General features: G+C 53.1%; 17 protein-coding genes. 13 read left to right on the top strand and 4 right to left on the bottom strand.

Going from position 1 to position 18927, the window contains the following annotated elements:
- Window positions 1-42: 42 nt before the first annotated feature.
- The 9 genes from PsAD46_RS12220 to PsAD46_RS12180 all read left to right on the top strand — a co-directional run bounded on the left by PsAD46_RS12220 (window position 43) and on the right by PsAD46_RS12180 (window position 8772).
- The gene (locus tag PsAD46_RS12220) at window positions 43-480 is read left to right on the top strand and encodes a glyoxalase superfamily protein (RefSeq protein ID WP_063293353.1); all 438 of its coding nucleotides are present in this window, start codon (window positions 43-45) and stop codon (window positions 478-480) included.
- 214 nt (window positions 481-694) lie between these two features.
- A complete protein-coding gene (locus PsAD46_RS12215) occupies window positions 695-1180 on the top strand; it encodes a hypothetical protein (RefSeq protein ID WP_063293354.1) in 486 nt (161 codons plus the stop codon).
- Between the two features lie 328 nt (window positions 1181-1508).
- Window positions 1509-2234, top strand: coding sequence for a FadR/GntR family transcriptional regulator (locus PsAD46_RS12210; RefSeq protein ID WP_063306994.1), 726 nt, complete (start codon window positions 1509-1511; stop codon window positions 2232-2234).
- Entirely contained in the window at window positions 2231-3394 is a 1164-nt protein-coding gene (locus PsAD46_RS12205) for a PLP-dependent transferase (protein ID WP_063306993.1), read from the top strand. Before PsAD46_RS12210 ends, PsAD46_RS12205 begins: the two co-directional genes overlap by 4 nt.
- 28 nt (window positions 3395-3422) lie before the next feature.
- Window positions 3423-4682, top strand: coding sequence for a sugar ABC transporter substrate-binding protein (locus tag PsAD46_RS12200; RefSeq protein ID WP_063307061.1), 1260 nt, complete (start codon window positions 3423-3425; stop codon window positions 4680-4682).
- On the top strand, window positions 4682-5620 hold the full coding sequence (locus tag PsAD46_RS12195; protein ID WP_063306992.1) for a sugar ABC transporter permease: 939 nt from the start codon (window positions 4682-4684) through the stop codon (window positions 5618-5620). The genes PsAD46_RS12200 and PsAD46_RS12195 overlap by 1 nt, the downstream gene beginning before the upstream one ends.
- Before the next feature lie 9 nt (window positions 5621-5629).
- A complete protein-coding gene (locus tag PsAD46_RS12190; RefSeq protein ID WP_206599540.1) occupies window positions 5630-6481 on the top strand; it encodes a carbohydrate ABC transporter permease in 852 nt (283 codons plus the stop codon).
- Window positions 6482-6492: 11 nt separating this feature from the next.
- On the top strand, window positions 6493-7578 hold the full coding sequence (gene ugpC, locus PsAD46_RS12185) for a sn-glycerol-3-phosphate ABC transporter ATP-binding protein UgpC (RefSeq protein ID WP_063306991.1): 1086 nt from the start codon (window positions 6493-6495) through the stop codon (window positions 7576-7578).
- A gap of 132 nt (window positions 7579-7710) precedes the next feature.
- Window positions 7711-8772, top strand: a complete 1062-nt coding sequence (locus PsAD46_RS12180; RefSeq protein ID WP_063306990.1) for a Gfo/Idh/MocA family oxidoreductase — start codon at window positions 7711-7713, stop codon at window positions 8770-8772.
- 124 nt (window positions 8773-8896) lie between these two features.
- Here PsAD46_RS12180 and PsAD46_RS12175 read toward each other — a convergent pair whose 3' ends face one another.
- The 4 genes from PsAD46_RS12175 to PsAD46_RS12160 all read right to left on the bottom strand — a co-directional run bounded on the left by PsAD46_RS12175 (window position 8897) and on the right by PsAD46_RS12160 (window position 13500).
- Window positions 8897-9910: an ABC transporter permease gene (locus tag PsAD46_RS12175; protein ID WP_057461434.1), complete on the bottom strand. Its 1014-nt coding sequence runs from the start codon at window positions 9908-9910 to the stop codon at window positions 8897-8899.
- A gap of 58 nt (window positions 9911-9968) precedes the next feature.
- On the bottom strand, window positions 9969-11507 hold the full coding sequence (locus PsAD46_RS12170) for a sugar ABC transporter ATP-binding protein (protein WP_063306989.1): 1539 nt from the start codon (window positions 11505-11507) through the stop codon (window positions 9969-9971).
- Between the two features lie 169 nt (window positions 11508-11676).
- Window positions 11677-12594: a sugar ABC transporter substrate-binding protein gene (locus PsAD46_RS12165; RefSeq protein ID WP_063306988.1), complete on the bottom strand. Its 918-nt coding sequence runs from the start codon at window positions 12592-12594 to the stop codon at window positions 11677-11679.
- Between the two features lie 102 nt (window positions 12595-12696).
- Window positions 12697-13500 carry a TIM barrel protein gene (locus PsAD46_RS12160; protein WP_063306987.1) on the bottom strand — a complete coding sequence of 268 codons (804 nt, stop codon included), beginning with the start codon at window positions 13498-13500 and terminating at the stop codon, window positions 12697-12699.
- 263 nt (window positions 13501-13763) lie between these two features.
- On the opposite strand from PsAD46_RS12160, the gene PsAD46_RS12155 reads away from it, so the two are divergent.
- The 4 genes from PsAD46_RS12155 to PsAD46_RS12140 all read left to right on the top strand — a co-directional run bounded on the left by PsAD46_RS12155 (window position 13764) and on the right by PsAD46_RS12140 (window position 18916).
- Window positions 13764-14783 carry a LacI family DNA-binding transcriptional regulator gene (locus PsAD46_RS12155; RefSeq protein WP_208981811.1) on the top strand — a complete coding sequence of 340 codons (1020 nt, stop codon included), beginning with the start codon at window positions 13764-13766 and terminating at the stop codon, window positions 14781-14783.
- A gap of 553 nt (window positions 14784-15336) precedes the next feature.
- Entirely contained in the window at window positions 15337-15957 is a 621-nt protein-coding gene (locus PsAD46_RS12150; RefSeq protein ID WP_208981810.1) for a TetR/AcrR family transcriptional regulator, read from the top strand.
- A gap of 96 nt (window positions 15958-16053) precedes the next feature.
- Complete coding sequence (locus tag PsAD46_RS12145) at window positions 16054-17637, top strand: AMP-binding protein (protein WP_063306986.1); 1584 nt, start codon at window positions 16054-16056, stop codon at window positions 17635-17637.
- A 70-nt stretch (window positions 17638-17707) separates the two neighbouring features.
- Complete coding sequence (locus tag PsAD46_RS12140; protein WP_063306985.1) at window positions 17708-18916, top strand: acetyl-CoA C-acetyltransferase; 1209 nt, start codon at window positions 17708-17710, stop codon at window positions 18914-18916.
- Window positions 18917-18927 lie beyond the last annotated feature (11 nt).

The raw sequence follows: 18927 nt of genomic DNA, 5'->3' as shown, positions 1-18927 counted from the left end.
CGAGCTCCATCAAGTTGATCCCGCATAGTTTGAGGCTATGAAATGAACGGATCTCTTCCTTCCCTTTCCGCGTTAAAAACGCAAGCGAAGCAATTGCGTGCTGCGCTGGAAAAACGCGGCGAAGCAATTTCGCACTCCCAGACACTGGAGCTTATTGCTCGCCAACAAGGCTATAAGGACTGGAACACCCTTTATGCTGCCGTTGGCAACCGTCCACCTGTGTCGTTTCTGCGGCCCGGTGACAGGGTTGCCGGTAAGTATCTTGGACGGCGGTTTGCTGCCGAAGTTCTAGGCGTTCAAAGCTCCGTCGCCGCCCATCGGGTACGGTTGACACTGCACTTTGATGAGCCGGTTGATGTGGTGAGTTTCAAGAGCTTTTCCGCTTATCGGCAACGAGTGACTTGCACCGTAAATGCGGATGGCATGACGAGTGAAAAGACCTCTGATGGCGAACCGCACATGGTTCTAACAGGGCTCTGATCTTACCTCACAAAAGAACCGGGAGACGTGACGCCTCCCGGTTTGCCAGTGGACACAACCTTCCTGTGCATCAAAGCGATCTCAACCGCAAAATGCTTGGTGAGGTGAAACTGTTGCTTGAACATCCATGCTCAATTAAACTATACTATGATACTCATGTTTAAATTGCTGGCGATGTGATGCAATCGCCAGATGCACGAAAGAGGCGCTGGCCATGGATGTTGGGGCAAATGATGTTTACCTGGAACGTCAACCGGAACGACTGGTTCTGGAAGGGTATCGCCGCTGGTCATCCGGTTTCGAGACAGGTTCCATCACACCCTGGGAAATGGCATGGGACCTTTATAGCGAAGTTCTCGGTCATCAAAATGCAGGAGTAGCGCTCGCCAGTCTGTCTCAATACGTACGTACACTAAAACGCTGCGCAGCCTGCCCGCTACGCTCCTACCCTTATGATTCTCAGCACCTTTGTGTCGAAGAATGCCTGACCATGGGACTGATTGCAGGCTTGCAACATGATGTCGACACCGTTGAACTGTGCCTGCAGCACATTACCTGTCCGCAAAGATGCGAAGAAGTAGAACAGGCCGCTGCGAACTTCGCCGAGACCCTCAAATCCCTCGGTCAGGTCATGCTGCCTGTACCGTCTCATGTGCTGACTGATATTCTGAAAAAGAGCTCAGGCGGAAGCATGCATTAGGCTTGAACTAGAAAGCGTTTCTTAAAATATTGTGCGGCTCGTGTTTGTGAGCTGAAGCCTTCAGATTGATTTTATTACCAATTGCAATGGACGAGTCTTCGTCCGTGCAGGCCAATCTTTTCTAAAACGCCCTCCAAACCATCCGCCTTCTACCACATTAATATATCCGCTGCAGCTATCTGATATCTCACAGGTTTCCCTCTGGGTGCGCTGCGGTAAATCAGTGGTTGTGCACAGTAGGTATTTACAAGCGCAGATTCCTGTTTCTAAAATTGGTCTGACGTCTGATGGCAGACGAAATCAAATAGACATCTGTGCGGAGCCTAATGTGCCAAGCCCATCCAATAATAAAATTCGGCCAATCAAGACCGAGGACAGAAGCGACGCAATTCTGCAGTCGCTGACAGATTTCATCGTGGAGGAAGGCTTGCAACCCGGTGACAGATTGCCCACGGAACGAGAGTTGATGAACGGCCTGAAGGTTGGCCGCTCGTCCATTCGTGAGGTGATCCGCCATTTGCAAGCGTTGGGGATCGTGGAGATCCGCCGTGGGTCAGGGACATACTTGAAGCGCCCGCTCTCCGAGAAAACCGTTTATCTGCCACTGTCTATTGCAACCAAGCGCGATGGCCTGTTGCAAACGCTGGAAGTGCGCCGGGCGCTTGAAGTTGAAGCCTCTATTCTGGCAGCCAAGCGGGCGACGTCGGAAGAGATTGACGAGATGCGCACCAAGTTAGAGCACATGGAGTCGGTCCATCACCTTAATGGGACAGCCGGCCCGGAAGACCTTGAGTTTCACCTGTCTATTTACCGCGCTGCAGGCAATCCGCTGTTTGAGCAGTTGTTGCAGCAGATGCGGGAATCTTTTGAGAGCTTTTTTGATATGCCGTTCGACCGCAAAGATTTTGCCGGACGGTCTTTTCCATTTCACCGGCAATTATTTGACGCCATTGCCGCTGGAGACACGGAGATGGCCCGCAAACATACCTTGGAAATTTTGAGCGTGGTTGAAGAAGATATTGTGCAAATGGCACAGGAAACGGACGCAGTATGATCGACCTGTGGGGGGAGGACACAGCAACAATCGTGGCGCATGATGAAACATCCTTTGCGGATGCAGTTGTGCCACCGATCTTTCAAAACTCGCTTTTCACGTTCTCCTCCTATCAGGAGATGTGTGACACCTTCTCGGGTAAGATCAATCGCCCGGTTTACACGCGCGGTATCAATCCAACCGTTCGCGCCTTTGAGGAGAAGATCGCCAAGTTGGAAGGTGCTGAAGATGCGCTGGCGCTTTCCAGTGGTATGGCCGCTATTTCATCAGCCATCCTGTCTGTGGTGAAACCCGGTGACCGGATTCTGTCCGTCAAACATGTTTATCCAGATACTTTCCGTTTCTTTGAAATCTTCCTGCGCAAATTTGGTGTGAGCGTTGATTACATCGATGGCAGCAATCTGGCGACGGTTGAAGCTGCCTTGCCCGGGCATGCTCTGTTTTATCTGGAAAGCCCGACCAGCTGGATCATGGAGGCCCATGATGTGAAAGCGTTGTGCGCACGGGCCAGGGAAGCCGGTGTCACAACGATCATTGACAACAGCTGGGCTTCACCCATCTTCCAGAATCCGATCAAACTGGGCTGCGATATTGTGGTCCATTCTGCATCCAAGTACATCAGCGGCCACAGTGATGTGGTTGCGGGGGTGATCGCTACGTCTGCTGCGCGTGTGGCGCAAATCCGCGGGGAAGTGACCCAGTATCTGGGCAGCAAGATCGCACCGTTTGAGGCGTGGTTGTTGTTGCGCGGCCTGCGGACACTGCCAATCCGTATGAAAGCCCATGAGCAAGCTGGGATGGAGATTGCCAAGCGACTGGCCGAACATCCTCGCGTGAAAACTGTTTTTCATCCGGCGTTCCAGAATAAGGCCCATCCTGGCCTGCGTGGAACTTCCGGTCTCTTTTCAATTGAACTGGCAGACAATGTCAGCGTCGAAGCACTGTGTAACCACCTGAAAATTTTCAAAATGGGTGTGAGTTGGGGCGGGCATGAAAGCCTGATTTGCCCTGCGCAGGCCTCTCTCATTCAATCGGGAGGACCAAACTCAACCGCATTCTTTGGCGTGTCACCGCACGTCGTTCGCCTGAATGTTGGCCTTGAAGACCCTGAGGATCTCTGGGGGGACCTCGAAGAAGCGTTAGGGGCAGCATCAGAATAACATTGCTAGAGGAGAGGCAATTATGAGTTTGAAGAAATTATTGGCCGCAAGTCTTGTGGCAACAGCTATTGCAGGTCCGGCAGCTGCTGAAACCAATCTTCGACTGGTGGAAGTGATCACAAGCCCGGAACGTACCAAGGTTTTGCAGAGTATTGTTTCGCAGTTTGAAGCGGAAAACCCGGGCACCAATGTCGAAATCATCTCGTTACCTTGGGGACAGGCTTTCGAGAAATTCGCGACCATGGTTTCTGCTGGTCAAACACCGGATGTGGTTGAAATGCCAGACACATGGGCTGCGCTTTATGCCAATAACGGCGCTTTGGAAAGCCTTGAGCCCTACCTGAAGAGCTGGGATGGCACCGACAAGCTGAATGCCCGCACCATTGAGATGGCACGCAGTGGTTCCGGTACAGCTTACATGCTGCCCTACGGTTTCTATCTGCGCGCCATGTTCTACAACAAGAAGCTCTTCAAGGAAGCGGGTGTTGAAAAACCACCTGTGACATTGGATGACTTCCGTGATGCAGCTGAAAAAGTATCAGCTCTTCCAGGCAAGTACGGCTTCTGTTTGCGCGGTGGCTCTGGCGGTTTGAATGGCTGGGCCGTGTTTGGGGCAACGGCAGCTGGCACAGATCAGTTCTTTGATGAGGAAGGCAACAGCATCATGTCCACGGATGCGTGGATCAAGGGTGCACAGTTCATGGTGGACCTCTATCAGGATGGTCTTGCACCAAAAGACAGCCTGAACTGGGGCTTCAACGAGATCGTGGCAGGCTTTTACTCCGGCACATGTGCCATGCTTGATCAGGACCCGGATGCACTGATTGGCATTTCGCAGCGCATGGACCCGAATGATTTCGGTGTGACCACCATGCCAAAAGGTCCAAATGGCAAGGCCTACCCAACCATCGGGTATGCGGGCTGGTCCATGTTTGCTGACAGCGAAGACAAAGACGCCTCCTGGAAGCTGATTGCGAAGCTTCAAAGCCGTGATGCGAACCTTGAGTGGTCAAAGCGTGTGGGAACTCTGCCGATCTACAAAGATGCAGAAAGTGATCCGCACTACAACACGCCGCAGTTTGCTGGCTGGTTTGAAGAGCTGTCCGATCCGGACGTCCACCCGCTGACAATGCCAACACATCTTGAAGAATTTGCGTTCTTCAAAGATTCCATCTCCATCCGCACCAGTCAGGAGGCTCTGCTGGGTCGCAAGTCTGCGGAAGAGCTTGGCAAGGAGTGGGGGGATTACCTCACAACAGCACAGAAAAAGTGGCTGGCTAAACAGTGATGACAGCTGCCACAGACCTTGGAACACACCCTGCCAGTCGGCAGGGTGTGACTTCCCGCAGATTCCTATCCCGATTTGAGCCCTACTTTTACGCAGCCCCTGCCATTGTGTTGTTGGTGACTGTGATGATGGTGCCGCTGGTGGTTGGCCTGACCTACACAGTCAGAGACATCCGCATCCTCAATCCGTTCAGTGGCGGTTATGTGGGCTTTGCGCATTTTGAGGCGGTCTGGCACGACCAGAACTTCCATAACGCCCTTTACAATACCTTCTGGTGGACAGTCAGCTCACTGTTCTTTCAGTTCTTTCTGGGGTTAACGCTCGCTCTGCTGCTCAATCGCACTTTTCCGGGACGGCGTATCATCCAGTCGCTTGTTTTTCTGCCATGGGCGGTGCCTGCATTCCTGTCTGGCCTCAACTGGGCGTGGATGTTCAATCCGGTCATCAGCCCCCTGCCCCAATGGCTGTTTGCGCTCGGCATCCTGAGCGAACCAACCAATATTCTGTCAGATCCTGACCTCGCCATGTGGGGACCCATCGTTGCCAACATTTGGTTCGGTATCCCATTTTTTGCGATCACTTTGCTGGCTGCGCTTCAATCCATTCCAGGTGAGATTTACGAGGCCGCATCCATCGATGGCGCGAGCCGCAAGCAGCAATTTGTCAGCATCACGCTGCCGTTTCTGGCGCCGACCATCGCAATAACGTTGATGCTGCGCACCATCTGGATCGCCAACTTTGCGGATCTCATCATCGTCATGACCAATGGTGGTCCCGCAGATTCAACACAGATCGTTTCCAGTTATATTTTCACGCAGGCTTTCCGTCGTCTGGACTTTGGCTATGCCTCCGCAATTGCGGCTGTGCTGCTGGTTCTGTTGATGGCCTATGCCGTCTCCACCATCTTCATCAGACGCAGTCTGCTGCGCGAAACCTGAGGCTCTGTTATGGCATACTATGCAAAATCAAAGGGCCAACGGGTGGTGGACTGGAGTGTTCATTACGGCCTGCTCGCCTGCTATCTGTTCTTTGCGCTGTTTCCGCTTTTTTGGCTGTTCAAGGTCGCGGTGACACCGACTAAACTGCTTTACTCAGAGGGCATCCGCATGTGGCCCTCAGAAATGACGTGGACCAACTTCACGCAGGTGATGACAGATACGGACTTTCCGCAGTTCTTTATCAACTCGGCTATCGTGTCAGGCTCAACCGCTTTCATTTCCACGCTGATTGCAGCGGCGGCAGGCTATTCATTCTCACGGTTTCATTATCGCGGTAAGGCAGTCATCATCGTGCTGATGCTGGTCACACAGATGTTCCCGCTGGTCATGCTGATTGCACCGATCTTCCGCATTCTCACGCCGCTGGGGCTGACGGACAGTCTGCTCGGCCTTGTGGTGGTCTACACCGCGTTCAACGTGCCGTTTGCAACGTTTTTGATGCAGTCGTTTTTTGATGGCATTCCCAAAGACCTTGAAGAAGCAGCCATGATTGACGGCAATACCCGCTTTGGGGCGCTGGTGAAGATCATCTTCCCGCTCACCCTGCCGGGCATTGCAGCCACGCTTGGCTTTGTGTTCACCGCAGCGTGGAGCGAGCTGCTCTTTGCGCTCATGTTGGTCAGCAGTCCGGATGCAGTGACCTTCCCGGTTGGTTTGCTCACGTTCGTCTCCAAGTTCTCTGTCGATTTCGGGCAGATGATGGCGGCGGGCTTTCTGGCGCTCATTCCAGCGGCAATCTTCTTCTTCCTCATCCAGCGTTATCTGGTGCAGGGTCTTACCGCCGGTGCGGTCAAAGGATAACGAGGTACCCTATGGCTTCTATTCAAATTTCTGAGGCAACCAAATCCTACGGAAACACCGCTGTTCTGCACGGGATCGACCTGAATATTCAGGATGGCGAGTTCATTGTACTGGTGGGACCATCTGGCTGCGGAAAGTCGACCTTGCTGCGCATGATCGCGGGGTTGGAGGAAGTGACTTCAGGTTCTATCTCCATCAACGAGCGGATCATAAATGATCTGCCGCCCCGTGACCGGGACATCGCCATGGTGTTCCAGTCTTACGCGCTCTACCCGCATATGAGTGTGGAGGAAAACATCAGCTATGCGATGACCCTTCGCAAATCACCGAAGGAAAAGATCGCCAGTGCAGTTAACGGTGTCTCCAGTATTCTTGGTCTGAACGGTCTTCTGGAACGGCGCCCCAAAGCACTCTCCGGCGGTCAACGTCAGCGTGTAGCCATGGGGCGGGCGATTGTGCGTGACCCGCAAGCGTTTTTGTTCGATGAGCCGCTTTCCAACCTGGATGCGCGCCTTCGCGAGCAAATGCGCTCGGAAATCCGCAAGTTGCATCGCAAGCTCAATGCCACGTCTATTTATGTGACGCACGATCAGATCGAAGCCATGACCATGGCTGACAGAATCGTCGCCATGCATGATGGATATATTCAGCAGGTTGGTACGCCGCTGGAAATCTACGACAAGCCAGCCAATGTTTTTGTGGCATCATTCATCGGCTCTCCAGCCATGAACTTTATTAAGGGCACAGCCTCGGCATCTGGTGACGGGTATCACCTTCAGACAGATCAGGGACACCAGATTATTCTGCCGGAAAGCTCGGGTTTGAAGGATCGGATGGACGTCATTCTGGGCGTAAGACCAGAACATCTAATGATTGTAGAGGAAGGGCCTGCAAGTCTGCCGGCAACTGTGGATCTGATTGAACCCATGGGTCTTTCCACGCTGGTTCATGTGCGTGTTGGACAAGACAGCCTTAAAATCTTCACACTCGACCGGCCTGATATCGCTGAAGGCACGCAGGTTCATGTGTCTTACATTAAAGAAAAGCTGCATATGTTTGATGCTCGGACGGAAATGCGGCTGGAGTCTCCTGTATAAGTTCCCCTGAACTGGTTCGTTGCTGCGGCAACGAACCGTTTTTCTGGACTCAGGGTTTCCACGTTCTTCTGGGGCAACCTAAACTGGTATAAATACTGCCTGATATATGTACCGCAGAAGGAATTCCTCTGAATGCCCTCGATCAGTCTGGCCGTCGTTGGTTTGGGAATGGCCGCAAAACCACATCTGGAAGCGCTTGACCTGCTGAGAAATCACATTGAAGTCGCAGGTCTTTATACCCGAACAAAAGCCAGGGCAGAGGCTGTCTCTCAGCAATACGGCTGGCCATGCTTTGACAGCCCCGAGCAGATTGCCGGTGATCCGGAGATTGACGCGGTCCTTCTGCTGACCCCGCCCGATCAACGCCATGATCTGGTTGAGCTGTTCTCTGGTGCAGGCAAACACATCCTGACAGAAAAGCCGCTGGAACGGACCTATGATGCTGCGGCTGAGCTGGTGGAGCTGTGCGACTATGCAGGCGTCAAATACGGTGTCGTGTTTCAACACCGTTTCCGCGAAGGCGCAAAGCAACTGAGGACGTTGCTTTCAGAGGGAGCTTTGGGCGATATCCATCTGGTGCGGGCGAACATCCCGTGGTGGCGAGATCAGGCCTATTATGACCAGGCAGGCCGCGGCACCTACGCACGCGATGGCGGCGGTGTGCTGATCACGCAGGCCATTCATGTGCTGGACCTGATGCTGAGTCTGACCGGCCCGGCAAAATCCGTGCAAGCCATGTGTGCAACAACCACGGCGCATAAGATGGAAGCAGAGGACTTCGCCACGGCTGGTATTGAGTTTCACAGCGGGGCTGTCGGGTCCATCATGGCGACAACAGCTACCTTTCCCGATGCAAAAGAAACGCTGGTACTGGATGGTTCAAAGGCCTCTGCCCATCTGGAGGGCAGCAAGCTGACGGTGACGTATCGCGACGGGTCTATCGATGTGTTTGGTGAACGCAGCGGGACGAAGGATGGAACGGGTGGCGGGGCTAACCCAATGGCGTTTCCATGTGACTGGCACCGGGATCTTATTGACGATTTCGCCCTCAGCATCATTGAACACCGCGACCCGAAAGTAACCGGTCATGATGCGCTGATGGTGCATGCGCTCATTGAGGCGATTGAGAGCTCTTCCCGCACCGGATCAAAGGTTGATGTGCGTGAGGCCGAGTTGTCGAAGGCCTATATATAACGGTTGGAAAGCGGTTTTAAGCCCTGCAGATAAAAAATGAGCAGGAGGCCGGACGAGGGCTCTCCTGCTCGGGTATTAGGCATAATCCGTGGGAGGTTTTAGCCTAAATTCTTTCGCGGTTTGATCAAACCTTGGCCCGCTTGCGCTGGCGATACTGATCAGCAACCACTGCAGCTACAATGATACCACCTTTCACGATGTCCTGGATGTAAGCATCAATACCAAGGAACGTGAAACCACTCATCATTGTACCCAGAATAATGGTTCCGATAACGGTGCCTGTGATGCGGCCAACGCCGCCTGCAAGGCTTGTTCCGCCAATAACAGCTGCAGCGATGGCGTCAAGCTCATATGCAAGGCCCATACCTGCCTGTCCACTGCCAGCTCGCGCAGCGGCAACCACACCGCCAAGACCAGCCAGCAAACCAGCAAGGGTGTACACTTTGATCAGGTGACGACCAACGTTGATGCCGGAGACTTTTGCCGCCTGAACATTTGCACCTGTTGCATAGGTGAATTTGCCATAGCGGGTGAAACGCAGAGCTATGTGGAAGATAAACGCAGCCATCAGGAAGATGATCACCGGAATGGTGCCGGAACCGAGCCACATGTACTCTTCAGAAAGCAGGCTGATTGGCTGACCCTTGGTGTAGTAACGTGCCAGACCGCGCGCTGTTACCATCATGCCGAGAGTTGCGATAAACGGAGGGATGGCCGTGTAGGCTATCAACGACCCGTTTATGAACCCGGCTAAGGCCCCGACGGCGATACCAGCCAATACTGGTACGAGGAACGGCATGTCCGTGAACATTGGAAAGACGGCACGGGTATAGTCAGAGGTTTGCGCAAAACTGGCGGCAACCATGGCCGAAAGGGCAAGCACTGAGCCTGAGGACAGGTCAATACCGCCGGTGATGATCACCTGCGTCACGCCAATAGCCAGAAGGCCGATGATGGAAACCTGCAGAACCATGATCAGCAGGCGCTGTGGGTTAAACAGGAAGGTGTCACCCTTCACAATCCAGCCCAGAATTTCAAAAAAGACTGCAATGCCGATCAGTACGAGGAAGATGTTAGCCTCTACCGGCAGTTTTCGAGCTGGAGCATTTGTCTCAGCTGCATCAGTTGCATTTGCCATCTGGCAAGTCCTTTCAATCTCTACCTCGGGCGCTTAAAGCTGCCGCGCATGAAAACTCTTAGTTGGAAGCAAGGCGCATAACGCTGACCTGATCTGCTTCAGCTCGATCCAGAATTCCGGTGACATGTCCCTCATGCATCACCATCACGCGGTCACTCATGCCCAGCACCTCCGGCATCTCGGAGGAGATCATGAGAACAGCAACGCCCTCACCTGCTAGTTTGGTAATGAGCTTATGGATTTCAGCCTTGGCGCCCACGTCAATCCCGCGGGTTGGCTCATCCAGAATGAGGATGCGAGGTTTGGTCAGCAGCCAGCGACCAATCAGAACCTTCTGCTGGTTGCCCCCAGACAGGTTCTCGATGCGCTCGTTCATGCCCGGTGTTTTGACGCGAAGGGCTTCGCTCATTTCCGTGCACAGCTTGGAGACAGCGCTTTCGGCCACAAACCCGGCTTTCACATGATCCTGACTGAGAAGCGCGATCTGCATGTTCTCCTGAATGTCGAGCATCATGAACAGACCGGTGTCCTTGCGGTCCTCGGTCAGCAACGCTATGCCATGAGCCATGGCCTCTGCTGGCGTTTTGATCTCAACAGTCTCGCCGAATACGGTGATGCTGCCACCCGTTGCCGGGGTTACGCCGTAGATGGTTTCTGCCACGTTGGTACGACCTGAGCCTACCAGACCTGCAACACCGAGAATTTCACCTGCACGCAGCTCGAAGTTCACGTTCTCGAACACACCGTCCAAATACAGATCCTTCACGGAAAGGACCACATCACCGATCGGCACTTCTTCTTTCGGGAACATCTGGGTGATTTCGCGGCCCACCATCATGCGGATGAGCTGATCACTGTCCAAGTTGCTGGCCAGATCTGTGCCGATGTATTTGCCATCACGGAAGACGGAGACATCATCAGCAATCTCGAAGACCTCATCCATCTTATGAGTGATGTAGACGATGCCTTTTCCCTCTGCCTTCAGGCTCGCGATGATCTGGAACAGGTGCTCCACTTCGCGATCTGTCAAAGCCGATGTTGGCTCGTCCATGATCAGCACATCAGATTCATAGGAAATGGCTTTTGCAATCTCGACCATCTGCCGGTTGGCGATGGACAGGTCACGAACCTCAGTTTCCGGATCTAGATTGATATTCAGCCGGTCAAACAGCTTCTTTGTGTTCTCACGCAGTGCTTTATGATCAACAAACCCGAGCTTTGTGAGTGGCTCTCTGCGGATCCAGATGTTTTCGGCGATTGTCATGAACGGCATCAGGTTGAGTTCCTGATGGATCATGGCGACGCCCTGTTCCAGTGCATCCAGTGGCGTGGCCATTTGGACCTGTTTGCCACCCAGACGAACTTCTCCGCGGTCTGGTTGATAGATGCCTGCAATAATCTTCATCAGGGTGGACTTGCCCGCCCCGTTTTCTCCCATGAGGGCATGAACTGTGCCGGGTCGGATGCGCAGGTTCACATCATCCAGTGCAACAACACCGGGGAACTCCTTGCGCACACTATCGACTTCTAGCAGGTATTTTTGTTGGGCTGCGGCACCCTTATTCTCACGTACCGCCTCTTGTGTGCTTAAACTCACAGTCCGTGAACTCCATTTTTCTGCTGGCAGTGTGAGGGGCTTCCGGGTGCCTGGCCCGGAAGCTTGATCACTTAGAGGCTGGGCGCGGTCTTCTCATGAGACAAAAGCCGAGAGAAGGAAACGCGCGCCAGAGCAAGGCGAAAGGCTGCAAAGCCTTCCGCTCAGCTGCTTACTTGTCGAGGAACTCGCCAAGGTTTGCTTTGTTTACCAGCTTGAATGGGATCCAAACGATGGTGTCCACTTTCTCGCCGCGAGCCAGTTTCAGAGCAGCTTTCACAGAGCCTGCGCCCTGGCCTTTAGCGTCCTGGAATACAGTTGCGAACATTTCGCCACGGTCCATGGAAACGAGTGCATCTGGAGTAGCATCAACACCAGCAACTGCGATGTCGCTGGAAGCAATGCCAGCCTGCTTCATGGCGATCAGAGCGCCCAGAGCCATTTCGTCGTTGTTTGCAGCAACAGCGTCGATTTTGGTGCCGGACACGATCCAGTTGTTCATCAGGTCGATTGCTTCAGAACGCTGGAAGTCAGCAGTCTGCTCTTCAACAACCTTGATGTCCGGGTAGCTGCCAAGAACTTCTTTAACGCCCTGTGTACGACCACGTGTGCCGTTGGACGCCAGTTCGCCGAGCATGATAGCAACGTTACCCTTGCCACCCATCTGCTTGGCCAGTTCTTCCATCTGCAAACGACCAGCAACAACTTCATCAGAGCCCACGAACACAACCTTTTCAGGCAGTTCTTTGTCTTCTGGCTTACGGTTTACGTAAACAAGTGGGATACCGGCACTGTTGGCCAGTTTGGTGATGCGTGGTGTTGCAGACGTGTCAGCAGGGTTCACGATGATCGCATCAACGCCCTGTGCAACGAAGTTCTGTACCTGGTCGATCTGCTTACCGATGTCGCCGCGTGCGTCTTCAAACTGAATTTCAACTCCGCCTGCACTTGCAGCTTCGTCGCCCATCGCGTTGCGCAGGATGGTCAAGAAGTTGTCATCAAAATAAGCCATTGAAACGCCGATGTTCTCAGCCATGACGCTGGTTGTCATCATTGCCGATGCAGCTAGAGCCAATAGAGTACGTTTCATTACTTCCTCCTCCGTGCCGAAAATTGGCACTTCTCCCAAGATTAGGTTGGCGCGGATCCCCATCTACGCCAATTTATTTAGCGAAATCAGTCGCCTGGATGATCAGGCAGCGTTTGCTGCCTGCAGTTCTTTTTTCAGGAAATCAAAGCTTGCCTGCGTGGCGTCCACCACGTTTTCAAGGGCATGCACAACTGGAGAAAATGGCTCCAGAGACACGTGACCTGTGTACCCGTTGGCAAGCATGGTTTTGATTTGCGCGGCGTTGCCCAAACGGTCAGCTTCCCCCACCAATAGACGGTGATCATCCAACATTTGCGCAATGGAAAGGTCTGGATCTTCCACACCGGAAATGTGCATGAGGCCTGTCTGATCCGCGAAGAACTCTGTTTCTTCTGCAAGGTGATGGTGGAATGTGTCATGCACCAGCTTGAACACACCCTCCCCGTTCACATCGCGGATTGCTGCAACAGCATCTGCCTTGCGGCGCAAAGAGCACTGAGGAAAGCCCAGAGGCTCCACGAGGCCGGTGATCCCAGCGGTCTCCAGCAGTGGTTTGAGTTCTGTCAGAGATTGGCGCAGGTTTGCCGCCAGCTCATCATCGCTCTTGCCATAGTCATGGTCGTTGACCGGGCACATGACGAGAGCCCTGGAGCCACACCGCTCAGCAAAGCCGATGAGTTCGTTTGCTTCAGCAAGACGAACATCTGACCACTCGTTAAAACGCTGAAGGGCATTGATGCTGATGATTTCGACGCTATGCTTTTCAGCAAGTGCTTTGACGTCTTCTGCTGGTGTTTTCTGCTCAAACGGATTGCCAGCAATGTCATTGCGGATTTCTACGGCATTGATCTCCATGGAGGCAGCCATGCCAAAAAACGCGTCCAGCGTCATTTGAGGTGCAAGCATATGGTTCAACGCGAAGTTGATGTTTCCCGACAAACGACTTCTCCCAATGTCCGATGTATAAACATCAATTTGATCTGCTAAAGATCATATGTAAGTACTGGTACCTGTCAATTTAGAGTCTGAAATTACATGTAAAATCGGGATGAGAGAACGAATATTCCATCATTTCAATATTTTGGAAGGTTTGCTCCCGTGAAGTCAAAATGTGAATTCCGACGTCAAGATTGATCGTTTTGATGGCTTAACAATCAAAGGTGATATATATGAGGCGTGGCAGCTGGCAGAATCCGAGTGTGTTGGACATCGCAAACAAGGCAGGAGTTTCGACCGCTACAGTTGACCGCGTCCTCAATAAACGAGGGGGCGTTTCCAAGGTCAAAGTGGGGTTGGTTCACAAGGCACTGGCAGGGCTAAAAGAGCCCGAAGAGGTTGCTTTGGAAAAAGTTTCTCCGATAACCGTGGGGTTGCTGGTGGATTCCGGAACGAGCTTCATTGAAGAGCTAATGGAACTGGTGGAACAGCGTTATGGGGATGACCCAAACGTGCGGTTCAAATGCTTTTCTTCACACACAAAGGACTTTGAGCCGAGTGTGTTTTCAGAGCAGATGATCTCCTGGGCGAACAAGTATGACGGCATCATTATTGCTGTGCGGGAACATCCTGCCATCACCCGTGCTATTGAAGAAATCAGCGAAAACGGGACACCTGTGATCTGCTTGACGACGGACCAGCAAAGCAGCAAACACCTTGGTTACGTTGGGATGGATCAGATTGCGGCAGGTCTGTGTGCAGCCCAGTTGCTGGGTAAACTTTCTGGCGGCAAGACAGGTGAGGTCTTCCTTGCAACCAGTGCTCACTATCACTGTCAGGAAGGGCGCGAGACTGGATTTCGGCGGTTGTTACGCAAGGACTACCCCAATATTACGATCTGCGAGATCATCAACTCCAACGATGACGCCGAAACCGTCTATAAGCTGATTAAAAGCCGACTGGATGAAGGCGCGACACCGCTTGGAATATATAATGTAGCAGGCGGAAATACGGGCATTGCAAAGGCGATTGGTGAGACGGGTTCGCCGATTACCTTTATCGGTCACGAGTTGAATAAGAACTCGCGCAAACTACTTGAGAATGACCGGATGGACTTCGTGATTACACACGACATGGAAACCGAGCTGAAACGGTGCATAAAACTCATTAGACGGCAAAAAGATTTTCCTGATGGGATTCAACCTGAATACGAGGTTCTGCCACCTGTTTTGAAGACCCGCTTCAATATCTGATGTATTTATGATGCAGATATTTGGATGATATAGACTGTGATTTCATAAAATGGAATATATTTTCCACCATTCCAAGTGTGCGGATTACTGCGAGTTTGCGCAAAAATGCCGCGTTTTCCGCTTGTTACGCTCGTTTTGAGCCCGTTCACAGAGCGGCATCATGGCAGGGTGATCGGATAAGTTCGATCCGTAGTATCGCTATACGTAGTATTTCTGATGTTATTCACATCAAAAATGAGGTGTCCCCTCAGGCAACTTGGTTTGGTGCTGTGAATAATATGCGGACCAACCGATCTTGTTCCACGTTGGAATGAGTGAAGCTGCAAGAGTGACAGTTGTTTTGAAGAATGAAACTATGGTCATTCCTGTTACTGGATGTATGACATGGCCCGCCGTCGTCGTCGACCTGACAATGACGTAGTAACAGCCCTCAATTCCCGCCAATTGCAAAGGTGGGGTCTTATTCCTTAGGCTCACTCAACGATGATCTGACGTATGCGTCATGGACTCACTTCATTTTATTTGCTAAACGTTCAACAATTAAAATGAGTGAATGTTGGTTGATTTGGAAAAGAAGAAGACACAGGCCGAACGACGGGAGGAATCCGAACGCAAGCTCTTTGATGCGCTGGTGAGCATCATCAATGCGGAAGGTGTTCAGATGGCGACCTGTGAGAGCATCGGCCTGAAAGCGGGGTATAGCCGCGGTCTTACTATTCAAAGACTTGGCAAGAAGGACGAGATGTTCGTCAAGCTGATCGACCGCATGGTGAGCGAGACCGAGGCACACGTTACCCAGCAGATTCCACCGGAGACAAACGCGAGGGAGGCGATCCGGCGGTATATCGACATTCACTTTGATGATTTGCAGAACAAGCCCAGCTATCAAGCTTATTTCGCGCTGATGGCTGGCAGCGTTACAGACTACGCTCTTTTAGGAGATGCGGTGAAACGCGCACACGAGTTCGTAAAGTGGCTGCTTGTCTCTTATCTGGAGCGCGGCAAAGCGGAAGGCGTGTTCCCGCAGGATCTGGATTCAGCCATTCAGGCCGTTTCCATCGGAAGTTATTTGCTTGGGGTCGCGTTGCAGCAAAAACTGCATCCAAGCCTCGATATCACTCTGCTGAAACCGGCAGCGTATTCACTGATACCATCATTGCCTGAAAAAGAATAAGCGCCAAAACCAGCGCACCACGAGGAGAACAGGCGTCACATTTTAATACGCACAGCGCACATCTGCGTTGTTCAACCTATGACTTGGGAGGGGATTATGGTTGGAACACATACTGGGGTACCGGCAGGTGCCATGAATTTTGATATGCTCGTGAACCATCTGCAGAAGGTGGACACCGGCATTCCAGTGTTTAAAGACCTGGGTGGTCGCGCCTTCAGCAATCCGCAGTTTGCGAAGCGCACTCGCCAGTTTGCAAAGGGTTTGCAAGACCTTGGCCTTGAGCCGGGCGCCCGCGTTGCCATTCTCAGCCTCAACTCCGCTGAGTATGTGGAAGCGATGATTGGCACCATGATTGCGGGCATGATCTCCGTTCCGCTCAACATCCGCTGGTCTGCGGAAGAGATGCTTTACGCCATCGGCCACTCCAGCATGGAGGCCATCGTTTATGACGACACGTTCTCGCCTATGGTGGCGGCTATCAAAGAGCGTGCGGATAGCCTGAAGCATTTCATCCATGTGGGAGAGAAGGAGCAGCCTGAAGGCACCAAAGCCTATGCGGACTGTCTGAGTGAGCCGATTGCGCTGGAGTTGGGCCGTGATGTGGAGACCGAGTGCTTCATGAGCTACACCGGCGGCACCACCGGATTCCCGAAAGGTGTCGTTCACACCCATAGTTCCATGCTCGCCAGTGCCAACATTGTTGCTGCCAACGGCGTTCCTTATCATGACCGGCCTGCGCTTCTGGTCATGCCGCTGTTCCATCTTTCCGGTTATGGCCTGCTGCTGGCTCGCCTCATCCAGAACAAGCCGTCACTGATCGTGCCGATGTTCCGTCCGGATATTGTGGTGGCTGCGGTTAAGAACTTCGACGTCTCGTCCTTCCTCATGGCACCGGCCATGTTCCAGATGCTGATGCACGCTCCGGAGTTTAACTCTGAAGACTTCTTGCGTGTGTCACAGCTTTATTACGGCGCCTCGCCTATTTCTGAGGCCCTGCTGAAGCTGATTCAGGAGAAATTCCCAAAGACCGATCTCATGCAGGTTTACGGCATGACAGAAGCTGGGGCGGCGACGTTCCTTGCAAGGCAATTTCACGAAGGCGAACTCATGCGCTTTGGTGCCGCGGGGCAGGCCGCCTCGCCGCTCATCCAACTGCGCATTGAAGATGAGGACGGCAATGAACTGCCAACCAACACAATTGGTGAGGTGGTGTTGTATTCACCAGCTGTCATGAAACGCTATTACAATGCTCCGGACCAGACAGCCGCCGTGCTGCGCAATGGCGGCTACCGCACAGGTGATGTCGGCATGGTGGATGACATGGGTATCCTCTCGCTGAAAGACCGGCTCAAGGACATGATCATTACAGGTGCAGAGAACGTGTACACCGCCGAGGTGGAAAGCGCGATCTCCACGCACCCGGATGTGTCCATGGTGGCAGTGATCGGTATTCCTGACGAGACCTATGGTGAGGCCGTTCATGCGGTGATTGTACCAAAGGAAGGCAGGACCCCGACTTTTGAAGAGATCCGCGCCCACACAAAAGAGCGCATTGCTGGCTACAAATGCCCGCGCTCCATGTCGCTGGTAGAGGAACTGCCACTCTCTGCCATGAACAAAGTTTTGAAGAACAAACTTCGCGAACCGTTCTGGGAAGATCAGAACCGCGAAATTGCATGAGTCCAATCGGGGCAACCTGGTTGCCCCGGTCCTTAATCTGTTTGAAGATCACAAGACACGGTAGAAACACATGGCGACGACAGCATACGTTTATGATGCGATCCGCACTCCGCGTTCCAAAGGAAAGCCGGATGGATCCCTCAACGAAGTCAAACCAATCAATCTGGTGACCACCCTGCTCTCCGAGATGCAGGGTCGACACGACCTCGACACCTCCCGGGTGGATGATGTCGTGATGGGCTGCGTAACCCCGGTACGTGAACAGGGCGCTGTTCTGCCAAAGATCGCTCTGCAGAAAGCGGGCTGGGATCAGACCGTGGCTGGCGCTCAGGTCAACCGTTTCTGCGCCTCTGGCCTGGATACCTTCAACACCGCCGCAGCGCGTATTGCATCCGGCTGGGAAGATATGATCTGCGCAGGCGGATATGAAAGCATGAGCCGCGTGCCCATGGGGACTGATGGCGGACCGTTCAGCGAAGACCCTGAAACCGTGCTCGCCACAGGGTTCGTACCGCAGGGCATTGGTGCAGACCTGATTGCCACTATTGAGGGCTGGAGCCGTGATGATGTGGACGCAGCAGCCGTTGCCAGCCAGCAGCGGGCAGCGCACGCACGCGATAACGGTTGGTTCGACAAATCCGTTGTGCCGGTCAAAGACGAGAACGGCATCATCGTTTTAGAAAAAGACGACTTCATCAAGCCGAAAACAGACATGCAGACCCTCGGCTCCCTGCGTGCAAGCTTTGAAAAGCACGGCGCCATGGGCTTTGATGCAGTTGCGCTGGCGCGCTATCCGGAAGTTGAAAAAATCAACCACGTCCACACTCCAGGCAACTCCTCCGGCATCGTGGATGGAGCGTCCTTGATCCTGCTCGGCAGCGAACAGGCCGGTAACGACATGGGCCTGACACCTCGCGCCCGCGTGCTGTCAGTTGCTGTGACCGCATCTGATCCAACCATCATGCTTACCGGACCGGGACCAGCTTCCAAGAAGGCACTCGCCAAGGCAGGCCTGACCATCGACGATATCGATCTGGTTGAGATCAATGAGGCTTTTGCCTCTGTCATGATGCGTCTGCAGAAGGACCTCAACGTACCGGACGAGAAGCTGAACGTGGTTGGCGGTGCGATTGCCATGGGTCACCCACTGGGCGCAACTGGCGGCATGCTGGTGTCCACCATGATTGACGAGCTGGAACGCCGGAACCAGAAGCGTGCCTTGATCACCATGTGTGTTGGTGGCGGCATGGGCATCGCGTCCATCGTTGAGCGCGTATAACGGGGAAGACC

Origin of the sequence: Pseudovibrio sp. Ad46 (genome assembly GCF_001623065.1) — a bacterium.
Taxonomy (GTDB): domain Bacteria; phylum Pseudomonadota; class Alphaproteobacteria; order Rhizobiales; family Stappiaceae; genus Pseudovibrio.
The sequence above is the reverse complement of the archived record's forward strand: the minus strand, read 5'-3'. Positions and strand labels throughout refer to the sequence as shown.